19 protein-coding genes and 1 tRNA gene are annotated in these 20,932 nt (G+C 39.1%); 16 read left to right on the top strand and 4 right to left on the bottom strand.

The genetic code is table 11. The features are described 5' to 3' along the window. The first annotated feature begins 240 nt into the window (after nucleotides 1–240). From U5921_RS14745 to U5921_RS14715, 7 genes are all read left to right on the top strand, one after another. Nucleotides 241–1,047, top strand: coding sequence for an enoyl-CoA hydratase-related protein (locus tag U5921_RS14745; protein WP_324824216.1), 807 nt, complete (start codon nucleotides 241–243; stop codon nucleotides 1,045–1,047). 49 nt (nucleotides 1,048–1,096) lie between these two features. Further along, nucleotides 1,097–2,419, top strand: a complete 1,323-nt coding sequence (locus tag U5921_RS14740) for a GntP family permease (protein WP_324824215.1) — start codon at nucleotides 1,097–1,099, stop codon at nucleotides 2,417–2,419. 58 nt (nucleotides 2,420–2,477) lie between these two features. Further along, nucleotides 2,478–3,692: a CoA transferase gene (locus tag U5921_RS14735; RefSeq protein ID WP_324824214.1), complete on the top strand. Its 1,215-nt coding sequence runs from the start codon at nucleotides 2,478–2,480 to the stop codon at nucleotides 3,690–3,692. A gap of 19 nt (nucleotides 3,693–3,711) precedes the next feature. After that, on the top strand, nucleotides 3,712–4,854 hold the full coding sequence (gene acrC / locus U5921_RS14730) for an acryloyl-CoA reductase (protein ID WP_324824213.1): 1,143 nt from the start codon (nucleotides 3,712–3,714) through the stop codon (nucleotides 4,852–4,854). A gap of 9 nt (nucleotides 4,855–4,863) precedes the next feature. Continuing rightward, the gene (locus tag U5921_RS14725) at nucleotides 4,864–5,655 is read left to right on the top strand and encodes an electron transfer flavoprotein subunit beta/FixA family protein (protein ID WP_324824212.1); all 792 of its coding nucleotides are present in this window, start codon (nucleotides 4,864–4,866) and stop codon (nucleotides 5,653–5,655) included. Between the two features lie 17 nt (nucleotides 5,656–5,672). Continuing rightward, the gene (locus U5921_RS14720) at nucleotides 5,673–6,713 is read left to right on the top strand and encodes an electron transfer flavoprotein subunit alpha/FixB family protein (protein ID WP_324824211.1); all 1,041 of its coding nucleotides are present in this window, start codon (nucleotides 5,673–5,675) and stop codon (nucleotides 6,711–6,713) included. Nucleotides 6,714–6,877: 164 nt separating this feature from the next. Then, a complete protein-coding gene (locus tag U5921_RS14715) occupies nucleotides 6,878–8,302 on the top strand; it encodes a sigma-54 interaction domain-containing protein (RefSeq protein ID WP_324824210.1) in 1,425 nt (474 codons plus the stop codon). Nucleotides 8,303–8,489: 187 nt separating this feature from the next. On the opposite strand, the gene U5921_RS14710 is transcribed toward U5921_RS14715, so the two are convergent. Further along, nucleotides 8,490–9,599, bottom strand: a complete 1,110-nt coding sequence (locus U5921_RS14710) for an aminopeptidase (RefSeq protein ID WP_324824209.1) — start codon at nucleotides 9,597–9,599, stop codon at nucleotides 8,490–8,492. A 251-nt stretch (nucleotides 9,600–9,850) separates the two neighbouring features. On the opposite strand from U5921_RS14710, the gene U5921_RS14705 reads away from it, so the two are divergent. The 8 genes from U5921_RS14705 (at nucleotide 9,851) to U5921_RS14670 (ending at nucleotide 16,856) form a co-directional block, all read left to right on the top strand. Continuing rightward, nucleotides 9,851–9,938 (top strand) — tRNA-Ser (locus U5921_RS14705). A gap of 283 nt (nucleotides 9,939–10,221) precedes the next feature. After that, nucleotides 10,222–10,692, top strand: coding sequence for an SUKH-3 domain-containing protein (locus tag U5921_RS14700; protein WP_324824208.1), 471 nt, complete (start codon nucleotides 10,222–10,224; stop codon nucleotides 10,690–10,692). A 128-nt stretch (nucleotides 10,693–10,820) separates the two neighbouring features. After that, a complete protein-coding gene (locus U5921_RS14695; protein WP_324824207.1) occupies nucleotides 10,821–11,252 on the top strand; it encodes an SMI1/KNR4 family protein in 432 nt (143 codons plus the stop codon). Between the two features lie 220 nt (nucleotides 11,253–11,472). Next, nucleotides 11,473–11,883: an Rrf2 family transcriptional regulator gene (locus tag U5921_RS14690; protein ID WP_324824206.1), complete on the top strand. Its 411-nt coding sequence runs from the start codon at nucleotides 11,473–11,475 to the stop codon at nucleotides 11,881–11,883. 75 nt (nucleotides 11,884–11,958) lie between these two features. Further along, the gene (locus tag U5921_RS14685) at nucleotides 11,959–13,866 is read left to right on the top strand and encodes an acyl-CoA dehydrogenase family protein (protein ID WP_324824205.1); all 1,908 of its coding nucleotides are present in this window, start codon (nucleotides 11,959–11,961) and stop codon (nucleotides 13,864–13,866) included. Nucleotides 13,867–13,886: 20 nt separating this feature from the next. Further along, entirely contained in the window at nucleotides 13,887–15,107 is a 1,221-nt protein-coding gene (locus U5921_RS14680) for an FprA family A-type flavoprotein (protein WP_324824204.1), read from the top strand. Nucleotides 15,108–15,303: 196 nt separating this feature from the next. Next, a complete protein-coding gene (locus tag U5921_RS14675; RefSeq protein WP_324824203.1) occupies nucleotides 15,304–16,044 on the top strand; it encodes an XAC2610-related protein in 741 nt (246 codons plus the stop codon). Nucleotides 16,045–16,394: 350 nt separating this feature from the next. After that, a complete protein-coding gene (locus tag U5921_RS14670; RefSeq protein ID WP_324824202.1) occupies nucleotides 16,395–16,856 on the top strand; it encodes a GNAT family N-acetyltransferase in 462 nt (153 codons plus the stop codon). 1 nt (nucleotide 16,857) lies between these two features. Here the strand turns inward: U5921_RS14670 and U5921_RS14665 are convergent, their stop codons facing one another. The 3 genes from U5921_RS14665 to U5921_RS14655 all read right to left on the bottom strand — a co-directional run bounded on the left by U5921_RS14665 (nucleotide 16,858) and on the right by U5921_RS14655 (nucleotide 19,147). Further along, the gene (locus tag U5921_RS14665) at nucleotides 16,858–17,601 is read right to left on the bottom strand and encodes an ABC transporter permease (RefSeq protein WP_324824201.1); all 744 of its coding nucleotides are present in this window, start codon (nucleotides 17,599–17,601) and stop codon (nucleotides 16,858–16,860) included. Further along, on the bottom strand, nucleotides 17,576–18,322 hold the full coding sequence (locus U5921_RS14660) for an ABC transporter ATP-binding protein (RefSeq protein WP_324824200.1): 747 nt from the start codon (nucleotides 18,320–18,322) through the stop codon (nucleotides 17,576–17,578). Before U5921_RS14660 ends, U5921_RS14665 begins: the two co-directional genes overlap by 26 nt. 84 nt (nucleotides 18,323–18,406) lie before the next feature. After that, a complete protein-coding gene (locus U5921_RS14655; RefSeq protein ID WP_324824199.1) occupies nucleotides 18,407–19,147 on the bottom strand; it encodes a MerR family transcriptional regulator in 741 nt (246 codons plus the stop codon). A 349-nt stretch (nucleotides 19,148–19,496) separates the two neighbouring features. Between U5921_RS14655 and U5921_RS14650 the strand changes: the two genes are divergently transcribed. Beyond that, nucleotides 19,497–20,873: a radical SAM protein gene (locus U5921_RS14650; RefSeq protein WP_324824198.1), complete on the top strand. Its 1,377-nt coding sequence runs from the start codon at nucleotides 19,497–19,499 to the stop codon at nucleotides 20,871–20,873. The last annotated feature ends 59 nt before the right edge of the window (nucleotides 20,874–20,932 follow it).

The following is a 20,932-nucleotide window of genomic DNA, read 5'->3' as shown; positions in this document are numbered from 1 at the left end:
GGTATTCGAGCTAACAAATAATTTAGAGAAAAAGGCAATAAAAAAAGAAAAATATCTTTAAAAGAAAGAGAATTTATAATTAAACGATATTTTTTTAACAATTTTTTTGATTGTAATATTTTTGGCATAGCAATTGCTTTTAAATAATAAGGAGCCGGAAATACAACTGGAAAAAGTTTTAGTGATGCGGCCGCACAATCTGAAACTTGGTAATTTTCGTAGATTAAGAGGAGGAAACTTATGAACAACGACCTGACAAGATTGATGGAAACACTGGAAAACATTAAGGTTGAATACAATGATGGGATTGCATTGGTGATTATGAATCGCCCCAAAGCCCTGAATGCCTTAAACAATAAGACATTAAACGAATTAGAGATAGTATTTGAACAATTGAATGAGTGCAAGGAAGTAAGAGGTATTGTTATTACCGGAGAAGGGAAAGCTTTTGTCGCGGGTGCAGATATCCTCCAAATGCAAAGCTATAAGAGTGAAGAAGGAAGAGATTATGCAGGGTATGCACAAAGCGTATTTAATAAAATTGAGGCGATTGACAAGCCCGTAATCGCTGCGGTAAACGGGTATGCTTTAGGAGGAGGCTGTGAACTTGCAATGTGCTGTGATTTGAGAATTGCATCCGAAAAAGCCATTTTCGGACAACCCGAGGTGAAGCTTGGCGTCATTCCTTGCTTCGGAGGAACCCAAAGACTCACGAGGTTGGTTGGTGCAGGCAGGGCAAAAGATTTAATTTATACGGCACGGCAGATAAAGCCGGATGAAGCCCTTTCTATGGGACTTGTCAACCGTGTGACTACTGAAGAGGCTCTGATTGCTGAGGCGAAATCTTGCATGAAAATGATAATAGAGAACGCGCCGATTGCAATAAAGTATGCAAAGCTTGTCATTAATAAAGGCACCGACCTTGACCTCATGAATGCGCTTGAGCTAGAGAAGGATGCGGCAGGACTTGCTTTTGCAACAGAGGACAAGCAGGAAGGCATGAATGCATTCATAGAAAAAAGAAAACCAGTATTTAAATGTAGATAGATTCTAATAGACAAAAAAATATTAAGAAAGTAGAAAAGGAGGAACATATATGTCAATAAATGAACTGGTCAGCTTGATTGGTATTCTTGCAGCATTAGGATTGCTCATGTACCTCATTATGCGCGGCATCAATATTTTTGTCATCGCATTTATAAGTTCTGCCATTGTTGCAATCACAGGGGGCATTCCAATCTACGATGCAATGAAAACAGATTTTGTTGGAGGGTTTGTCGGATTTTTTCAAGCAAACTATTTGATTTTTTTAACCGGTGTGCTCATGGGGAAAATGATGGAAGTGACGAATGGTGCAAAAGCCATTGCGAAGCTGATTGTAAAAGCTTTAGGCAAAGAGAAAGCGCTCATTTCAATCCCTTTATCCTGCGCCATTCTCGCCTACGGAGGCGTCAGTGTTTTTGTTTGCTCCTTTGCAGTTTTTCCGATTGCGCTTGAGGTATTTCGAGAAGCGGATCTGCCAAGACGGTTTATCCCTGCGGCACTTACCTTTGGGTGCTCTACGTTCGCAATGGTAGCTCCGGGTGCGCCTCAGATACATAATGCCATTCCTTCGTCTGCCTTGGGAGTTACCTATATGGCAGGTACAAGCGTTGGGTTTATTTCCTGTGGATTTATGTTTTTGCTTGGTTCAGTTTTATTGTTTCGTTTAGTGAAAAAAGCGCAGACGGACGGGGAACATTTTATTGCAAAGGATGTGGATACCTTCCATGAAGAAGCAAAACTTCCAAATCCATTTATTGCATTGATTCCGCTCCTCATTACGATTGTTTTAATTAATGCCCCGTTAAAAGACGGTAAGCCTTTGGTTCAGTTGGAAACCGGTGTGTTTATCGGTGCTGTTTTGGTATGGCTGCTGTTGAATAAATACCAGCAAAATAAGGAGCTTCTTTTTCATGTTGGGGAAGGGTGCAAAACGGCGATTGTATCAATCAGTAATACGTGTGCAGTGGTTGCATTCGGTTCCGTTGTTAAGAGTGCCTTGGCATTTCAGGTTGTCATTGACGCTATGATTGACATCCCCGGGCCAGATCTTGTAGGCGTTGCCGTTGGAACGACCGTGATTGCCGGTGTATGCGGTTCAGCTTCTGGGGCCTTGGGGATTGCTGCACCACTGTTGGGCCCTATTTATATTGCAAAAGGCGTCGCTGCGGAAGCCATCTCGAGAACGATGTCCATTTCGTCGGCGGCATTGGACTCTCTGCCGCACAACGGATACATTGTTACCGTCACCAATGGGCTTTGCAATGAGACTCATAAAGACGCATACAGACCAATCTTTTGGGTTACGGTATTTACACCGCTTGTCGGTTCTGTCGTTTGTGTCATCTTATTTACACTGTTTCCGACATGGCCATAAAGATTGAAGCAATTGGAACTCAAAATAAAGCAAATGCAAATTTAGGAGGTAGTATTTTATGTTGAATAAGCCGTTAGAAGGGGTAAAAGTAGTCGATTTAACTTATTTCGTAGCAGGACCCGGAACCGCTAAGATTTTAGCCGACTGGGGGGCGGATGTCATTAAAGTAGAACCAAGCTTTGGTGATCCGGGAAGAAAAACGGGTGCCACCATGTTGATGCCGATTGAAGATGATGTGAATCCGTTTTATACAACCTACAATGCCAATAAACGCGGATTTTCGGTAAATCTGAAATGCGAACAGGGCTTGCAAATCATGGACCAGCTTCTCTCGAAAGCAAATGTATTTGTTTCAAGCTATCGAACCGGCGCTTTGAAACGATTGGGACTTGATTATGAAGCTTTGGCAGAGCGCCACCCTCATCTTATCTGGGCGCAGGTAAATGGATTTGGTGACTATGGTCCGGCAAAGGACAGTCCTGGTTTTGATACGGTTGCTTTCTGGGCTCGAAGCGGAACTATGCTGGATATTGCTGAAAAAGACACTTCTCCGATCAATCCGCCCATTGGATTTGGAGATGCGACCACATCTTGCAGCTTAGCAGGCGGAATTTGTGCAGCGCTGTACCATCAGGCCAAAACAGGCAAGGGGCAAAAGGTGATGGTGTCCCTTTTTGGACAGGCGATTTGGAATGCGAGCTCCTTGATTGCATCCACGCAATATGGAGACGAATACCCGAAAACAAGAAAAGATGCAGTTTCTCCGGTTATAAATTCTTTTAGATGCAGCGACGGAAAATGGATTTTCTTAAGTATTCTTGAGTATGAACGTTACTTCCCAACACTTTGTGAAGTATTAGAAAGAAAGGATCTGATTCAGGACGAACGATTTGCTACAACGCTTTCCGGAAAGAACAACGCGCCTGCATTGATAGCAGAAATCGATAAAGAGTTTGCAAAGCATACCCAAGAGGAAATGGTTCGCTTATTGTCTTCTGCAGACATTGCGCATGAAAAGATTCAGCATTATTCCGAGATTATCTCCGATGCACAGGCGTTGGAAAACAACTATGTGGTTGAAGATACAAATAGAGACGGTTCAAAAACAACCTACGCGATGACACCAATTAAATTTGGCAACATAGAGGTGAATTTAAGCCGAACCTCTCCATTGATCGGTGAGCATTCGGAAGAGATTATGAGCGAAATCGGATATTCTGAAAATGACATTCTAAAATTCATTAAAGACGGAGTTATTGCCGTAAGTAAATAAATGGTTAGGAGGAAGATTCATGGATTTTAAATTTACAGATGCACAAATTATGTTGCAGAAGGTTGCAAAGGAATTTGCGGAAACAGAAATTGCACCCATTGCTGCTGAAGTGGATAAACTGGGTTATTTCCCGAAAGAAAGCTTTGAAAAAATGACAAAGATAGGATTTACCGGAATAGGTACTCCTGTTGAACATGGAGGAAGTGGTGGCAGCGATATTGATAAGGCAATTGTGGTAACCGAAATTGCTAAAAAATGTGCTGCAACGGCTGCCATTCTGTCTATACATACGATCTTTGCAGCGGTCGTCGAAAAATTCGGGAATAAAGAGCAAAAAGAAAAGTATTTGCCGCGAGTCACACAGGGCGGTAGTCTAGGAGCGTTTGCACTTACAGAGCCAAATGCGGGAAGTGATGCTGCGAGTGCAAAAACAACCGCAATCTTGGATGAAGAGAGCGGGGAATATGTACTCAATGGAACAAAGTGCTTCATTTCCGGAGGTGGACAGGCAGAGTACCTTGCTATTTTTGCCCTTACTGACGCAACAAAGGGTTTAAAGGGTATGTCCTGTATTCTTGTAGAAAAAGGAACTCCCGGCTTCTCAATCGGAAAAATAGAAGAGAAAATGGGGATTCATGGTTCAGAAACAGCAGAACTTATCTTTGATAATTGCCGTGTACCAAAAGAAAATTTGATCGGCATGGAAGGAAAAGGCTTTCATATCGCGATGTCAGCTCTTGACGGAGCAAGAATTGGTGTTGCAGCTCAGGCTCTTGGCATTGCGGAGGGGGCATTGGAAGAAACAATTAAATACGTACACGAGAGGGTTCAATTCGGAAAAACGATTGCTCAGCTCCAAGGAATTCAATGGTACATTGCAGATATGGCGACAAAGACAGAATGTGCAAAATGGATGATGTATCGTGCTGCTTATTTAAAAAAAGAAGGGCTTCCGCATACAAAAGAGGCAGCAATGGCAAAATTAAACGCTTCTGAAAACGCAAGGTTTGTAACGAATCTCGCGTTACAAATACATGGCGGTTATGGTTATATGAGGGATTATCCTTTGGAGAGAATGTATCGGGATGCAAAGATAACCGAAATTTATGAGGGCACATCCGAAATTCATAAGGTTGTAATTTCCAGAGCAGTGATCGGATAGGAGGAAAAGATGAACATAATTGTATGCGTAAAGCAAGTTCCAAATACAAATGAAGTACGAATTAATCAAGAGACCGGCACGTTAATCCGAGATGGCGTTCCAAGTATTATCAATCCGGATGACAGGAATGCCATAGAAGAAGCATTGGCATTGAAAGATGCGCATGGTGGAAAGGTTATCATCGTCAGCATGGGACCGCCTCAGGCAAAGGAAGCTTTGAAAGAAGCTTTGGCTATGGGTGCGGATGAAGCGGTCTTGGTAACGGATCGTGCCTTTGGTGGATCGGATACGTGGGCGACTGCTACGATTTTAGCGGCTGCCGTTGAAAAAATCGGAGACTATGATTTGGTGTTTTGCGGTAGACAGGCTATTGATGGAGACACGGCGCAAGTGGGCCCTGAAATGGCTGAATTTCTGAATCTTGCACAAATTACCTATTGCAAAGAAATCAAGGTTGACGGTGATAAAATTATTGTAAATCGATTTACAGAAACCGGCGATTATGTATTAGAAGTAAAACCACCTGCATTATTTACTGCAATTAAAGAGTTGAATCAACCGAGATATCCATCAACTAGAGGTATTTTTAAAGTGTATGATGGGCCAGATTCAATTAAAGTGTATACGCTGCAGGATTTAGATGTGGATGTAACCCAAATCGGATTAAAAGGTTCTCCTACAAATGTATACAAGTCATTTGTTCCAGTCAGATCGAAAAACAGTGAGATCATTGATGGGTTCAATGAGAACGAAAAAGCGGCAATTCTTGTAGACAAGCTATATGATTTGAAACTCATATAAAAGGAGGATTACATAAAATGAAACGAGCAAAGGTAAACCAGAATATAAATTTGGCAGACTACCATGATGTATGGGTTATCGGAGAACAAAGAGAAGGAAAGATTCATCCTGTAACGGTGGAACTCATTGGAGAAGGAAAGAAGTTAGCAGAGAAAATCGGGAAAAAGGTTGTTGCAGTTGTTGCGGGATCCGAGATAGAAGAGGAAGTTAAAAAATTGCTTCACTATGGTGTTGATAAAATAATATACATTCAGCATCCGTTGCTGAAAGATTTCTCAACAGATGGGTATGCGATTGCAACATCTCAGCTGATTTTGGAAAAAAAGCCAGAAATTGTTCTTGTTGGGGCAACCTCGATAGGAAGGGATGTGGGACCTAAAATTGCTGCGCAGGTAGGAACTGGATTGGTTGCGGACTGCACCTCTCTTGACATTGATCCAGAAGATGGGAAAATCTTGCAGACACGACCGGCATTTGGGGGAAATCTGATGGCTACGATTATTTGTCCGAAGAATCGTCCGCAGATGTCTACCGTGCGGCCGGGAGTTATGCAAAAGGCAACGTATGCGGAGAATCCAAAAGGGGAAATCGAAATCTTTGTGCCAAAGCTTGAAGAAAAAGATATTCGTGTAAAATTAATCGGCAAGATTGTAACGGATAAAAAGAGCGTCAATTTAATTGATGCAAAAATAATTGTTTCCGGCGGACGAGGACTAAAAGGGGCAGAAGGATTTGAAATGATACAAAAGCTCGCCGATACGCTTGGAGCCGAGGTCGGAGCTTCCAGAGCGGCTGTGGATTCGGGGTGGATCGATTCGATTCATCAGGTAGGGCAGACCGGAACGACCGTGAGACCGGATGTATACATTGCGTGCGGAATTTCCGGCGCCATTCAGCACCTTGCGGGAATGGGTGAGTCAAAATATATTGTTGCGATCAATAAAGATCCGAATGCGCCGATTTTTAAGGTCTGCAATTACGGAATTGTCGGTGATCTTTATAAGGTAATACCGGCGATGATCGAAGCCATTGATAAAAAAACCGAATTTGATTTTTAATTTTTTTTATAAGAGCCGATTGTGAAAGCAAATCGGCTCTAACAGTTTCGTTTGATAAGAATTTCGGAACAATTAACGTTTGAAAAAGCTTGTCGATGTATTTTTTTTCTTATATCATAGACATAGGGATGCGTAGGCTTATGATACTTTTTAGGAGGGAAATCATGTCTGACAAAAATCTTGCAAGGTACAAATATATATTTGATGAAATCTTAAGGATGACCGATGATGGTTTTATCGTTGTGGATCAAAAAGGTATTGTTACAGATATTAATGATCAGTACTGTCACTTCTTAGGAAAGAAAAAAGAAGATATCATCGGATACAATATAAAGAAAAATATTTCCAATTCAAAAATGTTAGATATTATACAAAAAAATTACAGCGAAGAGCTTGCCCTTCATAAATTTGAAAATGGGGAAACGAAGGAAAGTGATGACAGTTTTCTTTTGGTAAGTCGATCCTGTGTTTATGATGAGGCACATGACATTGTTGCAGGCGTTGCGCAGGTAAAATTTCGTCTGCAGACATTGGATTCAGCGAAAAGGCTTATGAATGAATATGCGGAGCTTGAGTTTTATAAAGAGGCTTACCAACAGAACACGTCGCAAAAGAAATATTGTTTTCAGAATATCATTGGAAGCAATATAGAATTTGTTGAAAAGAAAAAGGCCGCTACAAAAGCAGCCAAAACCGATTTTTCCATTCTGCTTACAGGCGAGACGGGAACTGGAAAAGAGGTTTTTGCACAGGCCATTCACAATGCCAGCCATCGTGCCAATAAGCCTATGGTCAGCATAAATTGCGCGGCCATTCCGGCAAATCTTTTAGAATCAGAACTTTTTGGATACGAGGAGGGGGCATTTACGGGAGCGAAGAAGGGAGGGAAAAAAGGTAAGTTCTTAATGGCAAACAGCGGTACGGTTTTTCTTGATGAAATAGGCGATATGCCTTTAAATATGCAAGCTAAAATTTTAAGAGTGCTTCAGGAAAAGGAGATTGAACCGGTGGGAGGGCTAGGACCGATACCGGTTGATGTAAGAGTTATTTCGGCAACGAGAAAGAATTTGAATGAAATGATCGAAAACGGAGAATTTCGTGAAGATTTGTATTATAGAATTAATGTGATAAACATTGATATGCTACCACTAAGGACCCGGAAAACAGACATTTTGGAGCTTGCCAACTACTTCTTAAAAGAGTTGAATAAGGAGTATAATAAGACAATTGCACTATCAAAGGATGTGAAAAGATGTTTTACCGGATATGCTTGGCCAGGAAACATTCGCGAACTGGATAATGTGATCAAAGCGGCATATGCAATCTGTGACGGTTTTTTCATTGCGCTTTGTGATTTGCCGTCAAAAATGGTTTCAAGACATAAGATTGAAGAATGCATTTCCGTGAATAAAAAGCTGCCGGATCTGGTGGGCGAATATGAGAAGGATATCATTATTGATACCTTAAAAAAGAATGGTGGGAACTGCGAGCTTTGTTCCTCTGAGCTGGGTATCCATATAAGTGCTTTATATAAAAAAATAAAGAAGTATAATATCCGCTATAAAAGCAGTAAGCTTACGATTGAATAACAGACGGTCTGTTGATGTACTATAGGATGGAATTTCTAAATAGAAAATTTAGAAGTCAGGTATATGTTCAATAGGTGTTTTTTATAGAAAAAAGGACAGAAACGAAAATTTCAATTCTGTCCTTCCTTTTATTCAATTGTAAATGTTGTTTCCTGTCAATCCTATGGGGAACGGCGAAGCCGCTTTTTTATTTTAAATTTTCTGGGTTTAAGCCCTTTAATTCTGGAAGAACAAAAATTCCGTCTTTTCGAATCAGAACATCATCAAAATAAATTTCCCCGCCGCCATATTCAGCTCGTTGAATCATTACCAGATCCCAGTGGACAGCAGATTTGTTGCCGTTGAAAGCATCTTCATATGCACAACCAGGTGTTAAGTGGAAGCTGCCTGCAATCTTTTCATCAAATAGAGTATCCATCATCGGATGTAGTATATAAGGATTTACACCAATTGCAAATTCACCAAAGTAACGTGCTCCCTCGTCGGTATCAAGAAGCTTATTTATCCGTTCGTTATTGTTTGAAGTCGCATTGACGATTTTACCGTCTTTTACTTCAAAAACAATATTTTGGTAGGTGAAGCCTTGCTCTTCCGATGGAGTATTATAGGAAATTTTACCGTTCATCGAGTTCTTAACTGGAGCAGTATAAACTTCGCCATCAGGAATATTCCTTTCTCCGTCACACTTGATTGCTCCAATCCCCTTGATAGAGAAGGTTAAATCTGTTTCAGGACCGACTAATCGGACTTTATCGGTTTTGTTCATTAATTCAACCAATGGATCCATTGCATCAGACATTTTCTGATAGTCTAGATTGCACACATCGAAGTAAAAATCTTCAAAGGCTTCTAAGCTGCTGTGCGCCAATTGTGCCATGGCATTGTTTGGGTAACGCAGAACGACCCATTTCGTATGATTGACACGGTAATCCTGTACAGGTCGTAATATTTTACTATACAGGTTCATTTTTTCACTGGAAATATCCGAGTATTCAGAGGTGTTGTCTGCTCCACGAATAGCAATAAATGCATCCATTCCTTCCATTTGCGCCAGTTGAAATTCTTTCATAAAGTTTAACTGCTCTTCTTCGCAATTCAGCAATATTTCGCGGTTTACGGAAGAGTCACGGATTTCTAAGTATGGATAGCCTCCGGCGGCATATACATCCTTAATCAGTTGTCTCGCTAAGGGTTTTACACTTGCTCCCTCATAAGAAATCAATACTTTCTCTCCTTTTTGTACGGAGCAGGAATAATTGACTAAATTTTTGGCTAATGTTTTAATTCGTTGATCCATTTTTTTACCTCACTTTATCTATTATATTGTTTCCAAATAATGAATTACTTGGAAAAATTAAAGTCTGTTAAATATATTATACCCAATTGCTTAGAAAATCAAAAGGGTTTTACTAAAATAGTCCTTGAAAACAGCCATTAAAAAGCTGGAAGGAATTGAAAGAAGATCTTGCAATTAATCTTCTATTATGCTATAATTTCTAAGATTTGACGATTTTATGCGTCATATTTTTTCTGATTTAAAAAGACTGAGGAGAGTTGTCAGAGTGGTCGATCGTGCGGCACTCGAAATGCCGTGTCCTTAACTGGACCCAGGGTTCGAATCCCTGACTCTCCGCCAAATAAAATACTCACTCAACGGAGTGAGTATTTTTGTATAAAAAAGTACGAGGAATAAGCCGAAAGGGTAACAACTTTTTAATTTTTCGCAGCAGACAGATGTTTTTATTTTGAAACTCTTTGGACTATTTAATTGTACAGAAGTATATGCTACAAATAAAGCATTACAGAATGGTGATATAGACAATATTTTCTTGAATACCAAAACGGGAGAATATGCTCCTCTTTGTGACAACTGTAAAATAACATTTAATGGTTTTCTTATGCCAAATGGAGAATAATATATGAATGATATTACATTAAAGCGGCTAGAAGAGTCTGGATGGTTTTTAGAAAGAAAAATTAATATTAAAGAAATTAAAAAATTATATGAACAGAGGGGATTAGTATTGGTTGATATTGTACAGAGATTTCTGGAGAATTATGGAATGTTAGAGTTCAAATTCCCTAAAAAAGGGTCTCCTTTTAATACAATAGAAATGGTAAATTTTGACCCTTTTTCTGCGCTGGGTGATAATAATAGAAAAGAGTTTTTTAATAAAATTTTAGAAGAATTTTCTGAAGTGGCAGAAATAAAAGAAGATGAGTTCTATCCAATTGGCGAAATTGCTAGAGGTAATATGATTTTATTAATGACGAATGAAGGAAAATTTTTCAGCTATACTGATGGATGTTTAGTAAAGAATGGAGAAAATATTAGTGAAATGCTAGACTGTGTAGTCGGAGAAATATGCCTTCCATATTTTTATGATTAATTTTTATATGCTAGTTTCAGGGTGGTAGGACTATATTGATAAAGGAAAGCGGTGAATCTTGGTGAGAATTAGCTTATGATAATTCATGTGGCGTGCCGATACAGACATTATGAAAGGTTAGTAATAAAATGAGTATATTAAAGGATTTAAGCAGTAGTTATAGAATTAATTCCTATGGGCCGGCTTCACTTGAAAATGATATAAAAGAATTAATAAATTTTTCTCAAATAGAGATTCCAGAAGATTATTTAGATTTAATAAGAGAAAAAACAGAAATTGAAATTAATGTAGGTAAAGAAAAGTATATTAGGATATGGGGGGCAAATGGTTGTATAGAAATGAATGAATCCTATGAGATTCAAGAAAACATTCCTTCCTCTTTAGCAATAGCAGATGATGAGGGAGGAAATGCATTATTATATTTAAATGGAAACCATGGCTTTGGATTATATCTTATAGCATTTAATAATTTAGATGCGGATGAATTGCAATTTGTGTCTGATTCTTTAAGTGATTTGTTGTCAAAAGAAATCGGAAGAAATATATTAAAAAATTGTTAGAGTTATTAGTTTGTTATTCTAGAAAGGTATATGAAAGAGAATAAGTATTTACAATATTTTATGCGGTGTACCTTGAAGAGGGGTGAGACGAATAGCCATTTCATTTTGAGGGAAATTTTTTTACTCATAAATAATAAGACAATTCTGTTATTTCAAAGAAATATACTTGACAAATTTTATACAGTATAGTAAAGTACTTCTAAAAAGGAGGAGTTTTTGATTGTTGATCACGAAGGAAACAGATTATGCGATGCGGATGCTGCGAGCATTGGCAGATGGAAACCGCATTACTGCGACAGAGTTGGCCAGAGGAGAACAAATTCCTCAACAATTTGCTTATAAAATTTTAAAGAAGCTTCAAAAGGGCGGCCTTATTCATATTTTGCGAGGAGCAGACGGCGGGTGCATTTTAGCAGCTGAATTAAAACAGGTATCACTGCTACAGTTGATTCATATTATGGAAGGGGATCACTCAGTAAGCTCATGCATGAAGCCGGGATACCAGTGCCTATGGTGTAAAGCTCATAATGAAACAGTTTGCCGTGCCCATATTCACCTAACCTCCATCCAGAAGAAGTTGGATGAACAGCTTGAGGCATACAGCCTTGAGAAAATTTTATTTGGCGATTAGGAGAGTAAGGGTTTTTTTACTTTTAAATTGGATAAAAAATGTCAAGTATGGTTAATGAAAAAAGGAGGAAGAATTATGTTATTCACGACCACACAGCAGCAAGAAGAGCTTCGAGCTAAGGTTCGAGCATTTGCAGAAGAGGAAGTCAAGCCTTTGACCTTCCTTATGGACAAAGAAAACGAATTTCCTGGTGAGGCAGTTGCCAAGCTGGGTAAAATGGGATTGATGGGAATTCCCTATCCAAAGGAGTATGGCGGTGCAGGACTCGACACTATCAGCTATGCCATTGCTGTAGAAGAACTGGCGAGGGTAGATGGAGGCACGGGTGTTATTTTGTCAGCTCATACCTCACTGGGTATTTGGCCGATTATGGCGTTTGGAAATGAAGCGCAAAAGAAGAAGTACGCGGTTCCTCTTTGTAAGGGAGAGAAAATTGGTGCGTTTGGTTTGACAGAAGCGAATGCAGGCTCAGATGCGGGCGGTACAGAAACTGTTGCTCTGGATAAAGGAGATCACTATCTTCTTAATGGCGGTAAGATTTTTATTACAAATGCACCTAAGGCTGATACATATGTTGTGTTTGCGATTACAACACCAGATATCGGTACGAAAGGAATTTCTGCTTTTATTGTGGAAAAGGACTGGAAAGGGTTTGAATTCGGCGATCATTATGACAAGATGGGGATTCGGTCTTCTTCTACTGCAGAATTGATCTTTAATGATGTAAAAGTTCCGAAGGAAAATTTGCTCGGAAGAGAGGGGCAGGGCTTTAAAATTGCAATGGCTACTTTAGATGGTGGGCGGATCGGAATCGCGGCACAGGCTCTTGGAATTGCACAAGGGGCATTTGAGCAGGCGGTGGATTATTCCAAAGAACGCATTCAGTTTGGAAAACCAATCGGTTTTCAGCAAGCCATTTCTTTCAAAATTGCGGATATGGCAACAAAGCTCCGTACTGCTCGTTTCTTGATTTATTCTGCGGCAGAGCTGAAAGAGCATCACGAACCTTACGGCATGGAATCTGCAATGGCAAAACAGTATGCGTCTGATATTGCACTTGAGGTTACGAATGATGCACTTCAGATTTTCGGAGGTACGGGTTATCTGAAAGGTATGGAAGTAGAGCGGATGTATCGCGATGCGAAAATTACGACAATCTATGAAGGAACGAATGAAATTCAGCGTGTTATCATTGCTTCACATATTTTAGGCAAAGCGCCGAAAGAGGCCGGATCGTCGGGACACGCAAAAAAGGCGGCACCGGTTACCGGTATCCGCAAGCGTATTATTCTTCGAGATGGCGATGCGAAAGCACAAGTAGAAGCTTTGGTAGAAGCATTAAAAAAGGATGGATTTGATTTTACGGTAGGGATTCCAATGGATACGCCGATTGCTCTTGCAGAACGTGTGGTCTCTGCCGGTAAAGGAATCGGAGAGAAAAAAGATATAAAGCTGGCAGAAAACTTGGCAAAAGCTGTTGGAGCAGCAATTGGATCTTCCCGCCCTGTAGCAGAAACATTGAAATATTTGCCTTTAAATCGGTATGTGGGTATGTCCGGACAAAAATTTACTGGAAACTTGTATATAGCCTGTGGAATTTCCGGAGCAAGCCAGCATTTGAAAGGAATCAAAGACGCTTCTATCATTGTGGCAATCAATAAAAATGGGAATGCACCGATTTTTAAGAATTGCGATTATGGTATCGTGGGAGACGTACATGAAATTCTTCCGCTTTTGACTGCGGCACTGGATACCGGAGAGAAACAGCCTGCACCGCCTATGGTGAAGATGAAACGGCCGCAGATGCCGAAACCAGAACCGATTGGACCTCGTTATGTCTGCAATGGCTGTGGATACGAATACGTGCCGGAGTTGGGCGATGAAGAGAGTGAAGTTGCACCTGGTACATTGTTCAAGGACTTACCGGAAGAATGGGTATGTCCGGAATGTGCAGAACCTAAAGAACAATTTATTGAGGTGTAAAGAGAAGGGAGGAACGATTTATGTACTGCGTAAGAAATGTAACAGAGGATTTATATTGGGTAGGTGCCAATGATCATCGTTTGGCCCTGTTTGAAAATGCATATCCGATTCCAAGGGGAGTATCTTATAATGCATATTTATTACTGGATGAAAAGACAGTTTTATTTGATACAGTAGACTGGTCAGCTTGCCGGCAGCTGATTGAAAATTTGGAGCATGTGCTCGATGGACGGCCTTTAGACTATCTTGTCATCAACCATTTGGAGCCGGACCATGCGGGTTCCATTGAAGAGATTCTGCTCCGTTGGCCAAAAGTAACCATTATAAGCAATGAAAAAGCATTTATGCTGATGCGTCAGTTTGGATTCCGCGTAGATTCCCATGAGCAGGTGGAGGTAAAAGAAGGAGATACCTTCAGCTTTGGAACACATTTGGTCACTTTCGTATTTGCGCCGATGGTACACTGGCCGGAGGTTATGGTCACCTTTGATACAACGAATGGCGTTTTGTTTTCAGCGGATGCTTTCGGTACGTTTGGTGCACTGGATGGAAAGCTCTTTGCGGATGAAGTGAACTTTGATCGTGACTGGCTGGATGATGCACGCCGCTATCTTACAAATATTGTAGGGAAATACGGCCCTCACATTCAGCTGATTCTGAAAAAAGCAGGAGGAATTCTGGATCAGATTAAGTATATTTGCCCTCTGCATGGTCCGGTTTGGCGTGAAGATCTGATGTATTTCATTCAGAAATACGATTTGTGGAGCCGTTATGAGCCAGAGGAAAAGGGAATCCTGATGGTGTATGCATCGATGTACGGAAATACAGAATCTGCGGTTCAGGCGCTAGCTGCTAGATTGTGTGAAAAAGGAGTTACAAATATTGCGATTTATGACGTATCCTCCACGGATGTTTCTCAGCTTATCTCAGAAGCCTTCAAGTATAGTCACATGGTGCTGGCCTCTGTAACCTATAATTTGGGAATCTATCCGGCAATGCATAACTTTCTGATGGATATGAAAGCATTAAATGTACAAAACCGTACGGTAGCTGTCATTGAAAATGGTTCATGGGCAATTAAATCCGGTGATCTGATTCAGAATTTCTTAGATGAGGAAATGAAAAATATGACCGTTTTAAATGAACGTATCAGTATGGCCTCTTCGCTTGGATCCGACAAAGTTCCTGAGCTTGAAACACTGGAATGTGCAATTTTGGAATCCATAAACGGCGTTGAATAAGATTATAGCTAAAACAGAAACGACGGTTGTTAAACCGCCGTTTCTTGTATGCAGACTTTATACCTGCCAATTATAAAAAAGGATGTTTTTGTAGCTTAAAAGGATTTTCTGTTAGTATTTTTATGTCTCCTGTAACATAGATTGTATAAATTTATAACTCGAGTTTCATTCATATCATAAGTTTAGGAGATGGTAAATGAAAAGACTAAAAGTGAGAAGCTTTTTATTTGTTATTCTGATATTCCTTATGTCATCCTGCAGCAATGCAGTGCCGGAGAACAGTAGCGACCCGGCAATTTTGAATGGGGAGACAGAATCAGATCTTGCTTCTGAAGCTTCAGATACTGTACAGGATGCAGCTGAATATGTTTTGACAGAGCCCATTGTTGTAGACAACGGCAGAAAACTTACTTTAAAATTGCATGGAAAAAAATTATCCGAAGAAGATGAGCGGTATGGCATCAATACAATTGATGTTTATGAGGGGGATAAATTCATTCAGACGATTTCAATACACAATGCCATTCTTGCCGAATGGGATGGAACGGATGACTTTGGCGGATACACGGACGCATTTACCCAAGACGGAGGATTCACAAGTCAAGATATGAATTTTGACGGATCGGGAGACATTGGATTGATCGGATGGACGACGAGCGGTGCTAATATCCCTTATTATTATTGGCTCTGGAACAAAGAAAAACAGCAGTTTGAATATGCATTTTCTCTTAGCAATGCTGAGGTCGATTCCCAAAATAAGCAATTGATTACCAGAACGAGAGACGGGGCAACACAATATGATATCAACTATTATAAGTATGATGAGAATGGAAAGCTGCAAAATGTGAAACGTATTGTTAAAATAAGAGAGGAAGACGGGAAAACAATAACCGAAATTTATGAATTAGTTGATGGCAGACTTGAGAAAATAAATTAACGTTTAATTTGATTCTTGCGTTCCTTAATAAAGATAGAAAATGACGTCAAGCTTTACTACAGACGCCATTTTCTCAGTTTCTCTGATTTTCAATTGGTACTTTTTCTCTTAATATTTTCGCAATAACTCAAAAGGAAATATCCTTATTGAATCCAAAAGAGAGGCAATTTCCTTTTTTTAATCGTCGACTTTTCTTGCTTTGTATTAAATCTTAAAGTATAATTTATGTATTTAATAATCCGCAAGCAAGTTTTCTTTGGGGTAATTCCAATGCTATAGTGGCGATTTCATTAATTACTAAGGGCTTGCGACGAAAATGAATTTTTTTTAATAAAATTATGAGGTGGACGATGATACTTCGAGCGTATAGACCAGAGGACTGTGCTTTTATGGCGAGACTTTTTTATGATACTGTGCACACAATTAATGCCAGGGATTATACAAATGAGCAATTGGATGCGTGGGCGACAGGAGACGTTGATCTAAATGAATGGAACCATTCTCTTTTAGAGAATGATACCTTGATTGCAGAGATAGATGGAAAGATTGTTGGATTTGCCGATATGGAGCAAACCGGCTATTTAAATCGATTGTATATCCATAAAGAGTATCAACGTAAAGGGATTGCTGCCGCTCTAGTCAATGAATTGGAACAGCGTGCAAAGGTGAAAGGCTTATTTAACTTTGAAACCGATGCATCTATTACAGCAAAACCATTTTTTGAAAAACAAGGTTATATGGTTAAAACAAAGCAAGAAGTTATCCGAAGTGGAATCATATTAGTAAATTATAAAATGACAAAATTCATTTAAGCTATTCCCACTTAAAAAATCGGACGGAAATTCCTATACAAATTATAGCAAGCAGGAGCATGATAAGAATCGGAAGCTGTGCTTGTTGAACAGACAGTCCGAGTGATGCAGCTTTCAGGAGTTTAATCCCTTGAGTCAATGGCAAAAAATTTACTATTTTCTGAAGCGTATTTGGCATGACTTCATAAGGTAAAGTTGCACCTGAGAAGATGAGCATGGGGAAATATAAGATGCTAGCAGATACACTTGCTATTTTTGTGTTAGGTGAAATACCTCCTACCATCATGCCGATGCTAAACATGGAGAGCATAACTAAAAGATAGCTGCTTAGAAAATAAATCCAAGAGCCGGAAAATTGGTAATGAAAGAAAACTACAGCAGTGATATAGATTAGGAAAAATGACAAGAGCGCATAGATTGCATAGATGCTCACTTGAACTATTAAAATAGTAAACGGATGAATTGGTGTAACCTTTAAACGCTTTAATATTTTTTTACTGCGGTAGTCAGACACAACTAGGGGAAGGCCCATAACCCCTCCTGCACAGATTGAAATTGTTACAAGTGCACCGAGAGACTGCTCTAAAAATGTATACTCGGCACCTTCAAAAGCAGGTTTGTTTCCATAAATAATTCCGAGTAAAACTAAGACCACAAGAGGCATACAAATTGCAAAGATAAACATATCCATCCCCCTCAGTGAAAGAAGCATTTCTGTTTTAAGCATTGTGCGAAACGTTTTCATTTTCTATAACCTCCTCATTGGTATACCACAAGTAAGCATTTTCAAGCTTGTTGTAAGGACTGGAGTCGATTGCTTCAGTGACTGTTCCATAAAAAACACTTTTCCCATTTTTTAAAATACAAATTGTATCACAGAGAATTTCCACTTCATCCATAAAATGTGATGTTAGGAAAATGGTAAGGCCTTTTGTTTTTAATATCGAAAGATAGCTCCAAACATCATGTCTTGCTTTTGCATCAAGTCCTGTTGTCAATTCGTCCAAGAAAACGACTTCTGGGTTTGGAATAAGAGCAAGAACAATAAAAAGGCGTTGCTTTTGCCCTCCTGATAATTCATTTACAAATTTTTTTGTTTTATCTTCGATACCGAATTGTTTTAATAAGTCCAGGTAATCAGAAGCTGTCTTATACAAAGATGCTGTTACTTCACATAATTCACCAACTGTTATTTTTTCTTGATAATTGGATTCTTGAAATTGAATCCCTACTCTTTCAAACAGTTGTCTTCGATTCTTTTTCGGATGCATTCCCAAAATAGAGACGCTACCTTGCTCTGGAATTCGTGTACCCAGAATACATTCAATGGTTGTACTTTTTCCTGCACCATTTGCACCAAGCAGGCCAAATATTGAGCCTTGCTTTACTGATAGGCTCAGGTCTTTGATTGCGGGCTTTCCGTCGTAAAATTTGGACAGATTGTTTACTTTAATGATTTCTCTCAAACTGAAATCCTCCTTCTATGAAAATAAGCATGCTTTATAAAGAAGAATAACACCAGCTGAAAGGCTGGTGTTATAATGTAAGGTTTAATATTTTATTTTCATAGTTTGAAGCTGCTCAATCATTTTCTTTGCATTCTGCTTTGCCGCCTTTAATGAACCCATCAGCTCATCGCACACGGTTCTGATTTCAGCATCTTTTTTTACAGTATTAAGAGCTTGTCTTATGTTTGTTTCGGGGTCGTAAGACAACTCATTAAGCATTCGCAAAATCGCTTCGAGAGAATAATTTGCAAATCGGAGGGAACGGATGATTTTTAGTCGTTTTATATCTTTAATGGTATAAATGCGGTATCCGTTTTCTTTACGTTTTACAGATAAAAGCCCATTCATTTCCCAATTTCTCAGAGAATCCATAGAAACATTCAGATATTCAGACACTTCTTTTCTTTTTAATGGCTGCATAATTTCATAAGGCTCACAGGATAGCAGCTGGTTTGTTATCTGTATAGCTTCCTCAGCATGGATCTGTTCTTGGCGAAGCAGAAATAAATATTCGGCTGTGAGATTGAGTGCTTGCTCAAAATTTTTCGTTGCAGATATTTTTAAGATCTCAATTATTTTTTTTCTAAGTCCATTTTGTAATAGTTCTATTTGAAAGGCAGTCCGGACGAGTCTGAGTTGATCAATGTGAAATTCTGTAAAAATGCGGTATCCGTTCTGCAAACGCTCCGCTTGAGGGATCAGTCCCCATTTTTCGTATAGGCGAACGGTATTTGGATGAATTCCAATCATTTTTGCAACTTCTGCAGTTTTATAAGTATTCATAGACACCTCTATTAAATCAAGAAATAATACATCTTAAAAAAATTTAAAATTGAAGAGAGCCTAGTATAACATAATCACTCAGTAAAAATCTATTTTTTGCTGAGTTAAATTTTTTTCTTTAAGCATAATCGTAAAAAGTCATACGTAGAATATAAGGAATGAATAAATGAATATGAAAATTTAGATGTACAACCCGAAACCTATAAAGATAATTGACTTATATTTATTTTGTGAGCAAAATATAGACAATCCTTATGAGATGTCCAGTATTTAAACATGAGGTAGGTTTTGTCTATATTTTTTTTGAATGAGAGAGTTATATTAAAGGTAGAAAAAGGAGTGATTTTGTATGAGCATTGCAGAAAGTGTAAAATGTTTGGGGCTAGTTCAAGCCTTTCATTATTTGGATAAGGATCCCGAAAAAAACCTTCCCAAATTAATGGAATGGATTGACCGGTTTTCCAAAAAAGACGTTTATCCTGAGCAGCGTCGTGCAATTCGTCAAATAATCTCGGACGAAAATAATAACTGGTATCAGCTGATTCATAGTCTTTATACGGATATAGACAGTGAAGTGCGAAAAACGTTATTTGAAAATTTCGTATTAAATGCGACATTGCTTGGTTCGCAGAAGATTAAAGCTTCTAAACAAAAATATGATTGCAATGTGCCATGGGCGATTCTAATGGACCCGACTTCCGCTTGTAATTTGCATTGTACGGGATGCTGGGCTGCAGAATACGGAGATAAGCTAAATATGAGCTTTGAGACGCTAAGCAGCATTGTTGAGCAGGCAAAAGAATTAGGAATCCATATGTTCTTATACTCTGGGGGAGAGCCGCTGGTTCGGAAAAAAGATATTCTTGAACTTTGTAAAAAACATCCCGACTGTGTTTTTACAGCATTTACAAATGGTACGTTGATCGATGAAGAATTTGCAGAAGCAATGTTAGATGTTAAAAATTTTGTTCCTGCGATCAGTGTAGAAGGCTTTGAAAAAGAAACAGATTTTCGCCGGGGCGAAGGCACTTTTTCTAAAGTCGTATGTGCAATGAAAATTCTAAAAGAAAAGAAGCTGCCATTTGGTATTTCTTGTTGCTACACAAAGAAAAATTATGACGTGATAGGAAGCGAAGCGTATTTTGACCAAATGATTCAATGGGGAGCTAAATTTTGTTGGTTCTTTACATATATGCCGGTTGGAAAGGAAGCGGTTCCGGAGTTGATGGCGACTGCGGAACAACGTGAATATATGTATCATCAAATTAGGAATTTCCGAAAGACAAAACCATTGTTAACAATTGATTTCTGGAACGACGGAGAATATATAAACGGGTGTATTGCCGGCGGCAGAAATTATTTACATATTAATGCGAATGGTGATATTGAGCCATGTGCTTTTATTCATTATTCCAATTCGAATATTCATAAGGATTCCTTATTAGATGCATTGCACTCACCTTTATTTATGGAATATAGGAAGAATCAGCCATTTAACGAAAACCACTTGCGTCCTTGCCCGCTTCTTGATAATCCGGGAAGATTAACGGCAATGGTAGAGTCTTCAGAGGCACATTCTACAGACTTAGAAGCACCTGAAGATGTACGAAACTTGAGTGACAAATGTGTTGCTTCTGCCCAAAATTGGGCACCACTTGCTGATGAATTATGGGAGAAAACCCATCCTTGTGCAGAATGCGTAAAATGTGATAAAAAGATAATTTAGAAATTAGAATATTTTTTTTGTATTATTAGCAAACTATTTTTAAAAATATCAGAGAGCAT

Origin of the sequence: Sinanaerobacter sp. ZZT-01 (genome assembly GCF_035621135.1) — a bacterium.
Lineage (GTDB): Bacteria > Bacillota > Clostridia > Peptostreptococcales > Anaerovoracaceae > IOR16.
This window is presented reverse-complemented; position numbering and strand designations above follow the sequence as displayed.

Excerpts from the sequence above, each read along its gene's own strand:
- U5921_RS14670 (WP_324824202.1), top strand. The coding sequence starts at position 16,395 with ATGATACTTCGAGCGTATAGACCAGAGGACTGTGCTTTTATGGCGAGA.
- U5921_RS14685 (WP_324824205.1), top strand. The coding sequence starts at position 11,959 with ATGTTATTCACGACCACACAGCAGCAAGAAGAGCTTCGAGCTAAGGTT.
- U5921_RS14720 (WP_324824211.1), top strand. The coding sequence starts at position 5,673 with ATGAAACGAGCAAAGGTAAACCAGAATATAAATTTGGCAGACTACCAT.
- U5921_RS14740 (WP_324824215.1), top strand. The coding sequence starts at position 1,097 with ATGTCAATAAATGAACTGGTCAGCTTGATTGGTATTCTTGCAGCATTA.
- U5921_RS14680 (WP_324824204.1), top strand. The coding sequence starts at position 13,887 with ATGTACTGCGTAAGAAATGTAACAGAGGATTTATATTGGGTAGGTGCC.
- U5921_RS14745 (WP_324824216.1), top strand. The coding sequence starts at position 241 with ATGAACAACGACCTGACAAGATTGATGGAAACACTGGAAAACATTAAG.
- U5921_RS14695 (WP_324824207.1), top strand. The coding sequence starts at position 10,821 with ATGAGTATATTAAAGGATTTAAGCAGTAGTTATAGAATTAATTCCTAT.
- U5921_RS14725 (WP_324824212.1), top strand. The coding sequence starts at position 4,864 with ATGAACATAATTGTATGCGTAAAGCAAGTTCCAAATACAAATGAAGTA.
- U5921_RS14655 (WP_324824199.1), bottom strand. The coding sequence starts at position 19,147 with ATGAATACTTATAAAACTGCAGAAGTTGCAAAAATGATTGGAATTCAT.
- U5921_RS14700 (WP_324824208.1), top strand. The coding sequence starts at position 10,222 with ATGAATGATATTACATTAAAGCGGCTAGAAGAGTCTGGATGGTTTTTA.
- U5921_RS14675 (WP_324824203.1), top strand. The coding sequence starts at position 15,304 with ATGAAAAGACTAAAAGTGAGAAGCTTTTTATTTGTTATTCTGATATTC.
- U5921_RS14735 (WP_324824214.1), top strand. The coding sequence starts at position 2,478 with ATGTTGAATAAGCCGTTAGAAGGGGTAAAAGTAGTCGATTTAACTTAT.
- U5921_RS14665 (WP_324824201.1), bottom strand. The coding sequence starts at position 17,601 with ATGAAAACGTTTCGCACAATGCTTAAAACAGAAATGCTTCTTTCACTG.
- acrC (WP_324824213.1), top strand. The coding sequence starts at position 3,712 with ATGGATTTTAAATTTACAGATGCACAAATTATGTTGCAGAAGGTTGCA.
- U5921_RS14650 (WP_324824198.1), top strand. The coding sequence starts at position 19,497 with ATGAGCATTGCAGAAAGTGTAAAATGTTTGGGGCTAGTTCAAGCCTTT.
- U5921_RS14715 (WP_324824210.1), top strand. The coding sequence starts at position 6,878 with ATGTCTGACAAAAATCTTGCAAGGTACAAATATATATTTGATGAAATC.
- U5921_RS14710 (WP_324824209.1), bottom strand. The coding sequence starts at position 9,599 with ATGGATCAACGAATTAAAACATTAGCCAAAAATTTAGTCAATTATTCC.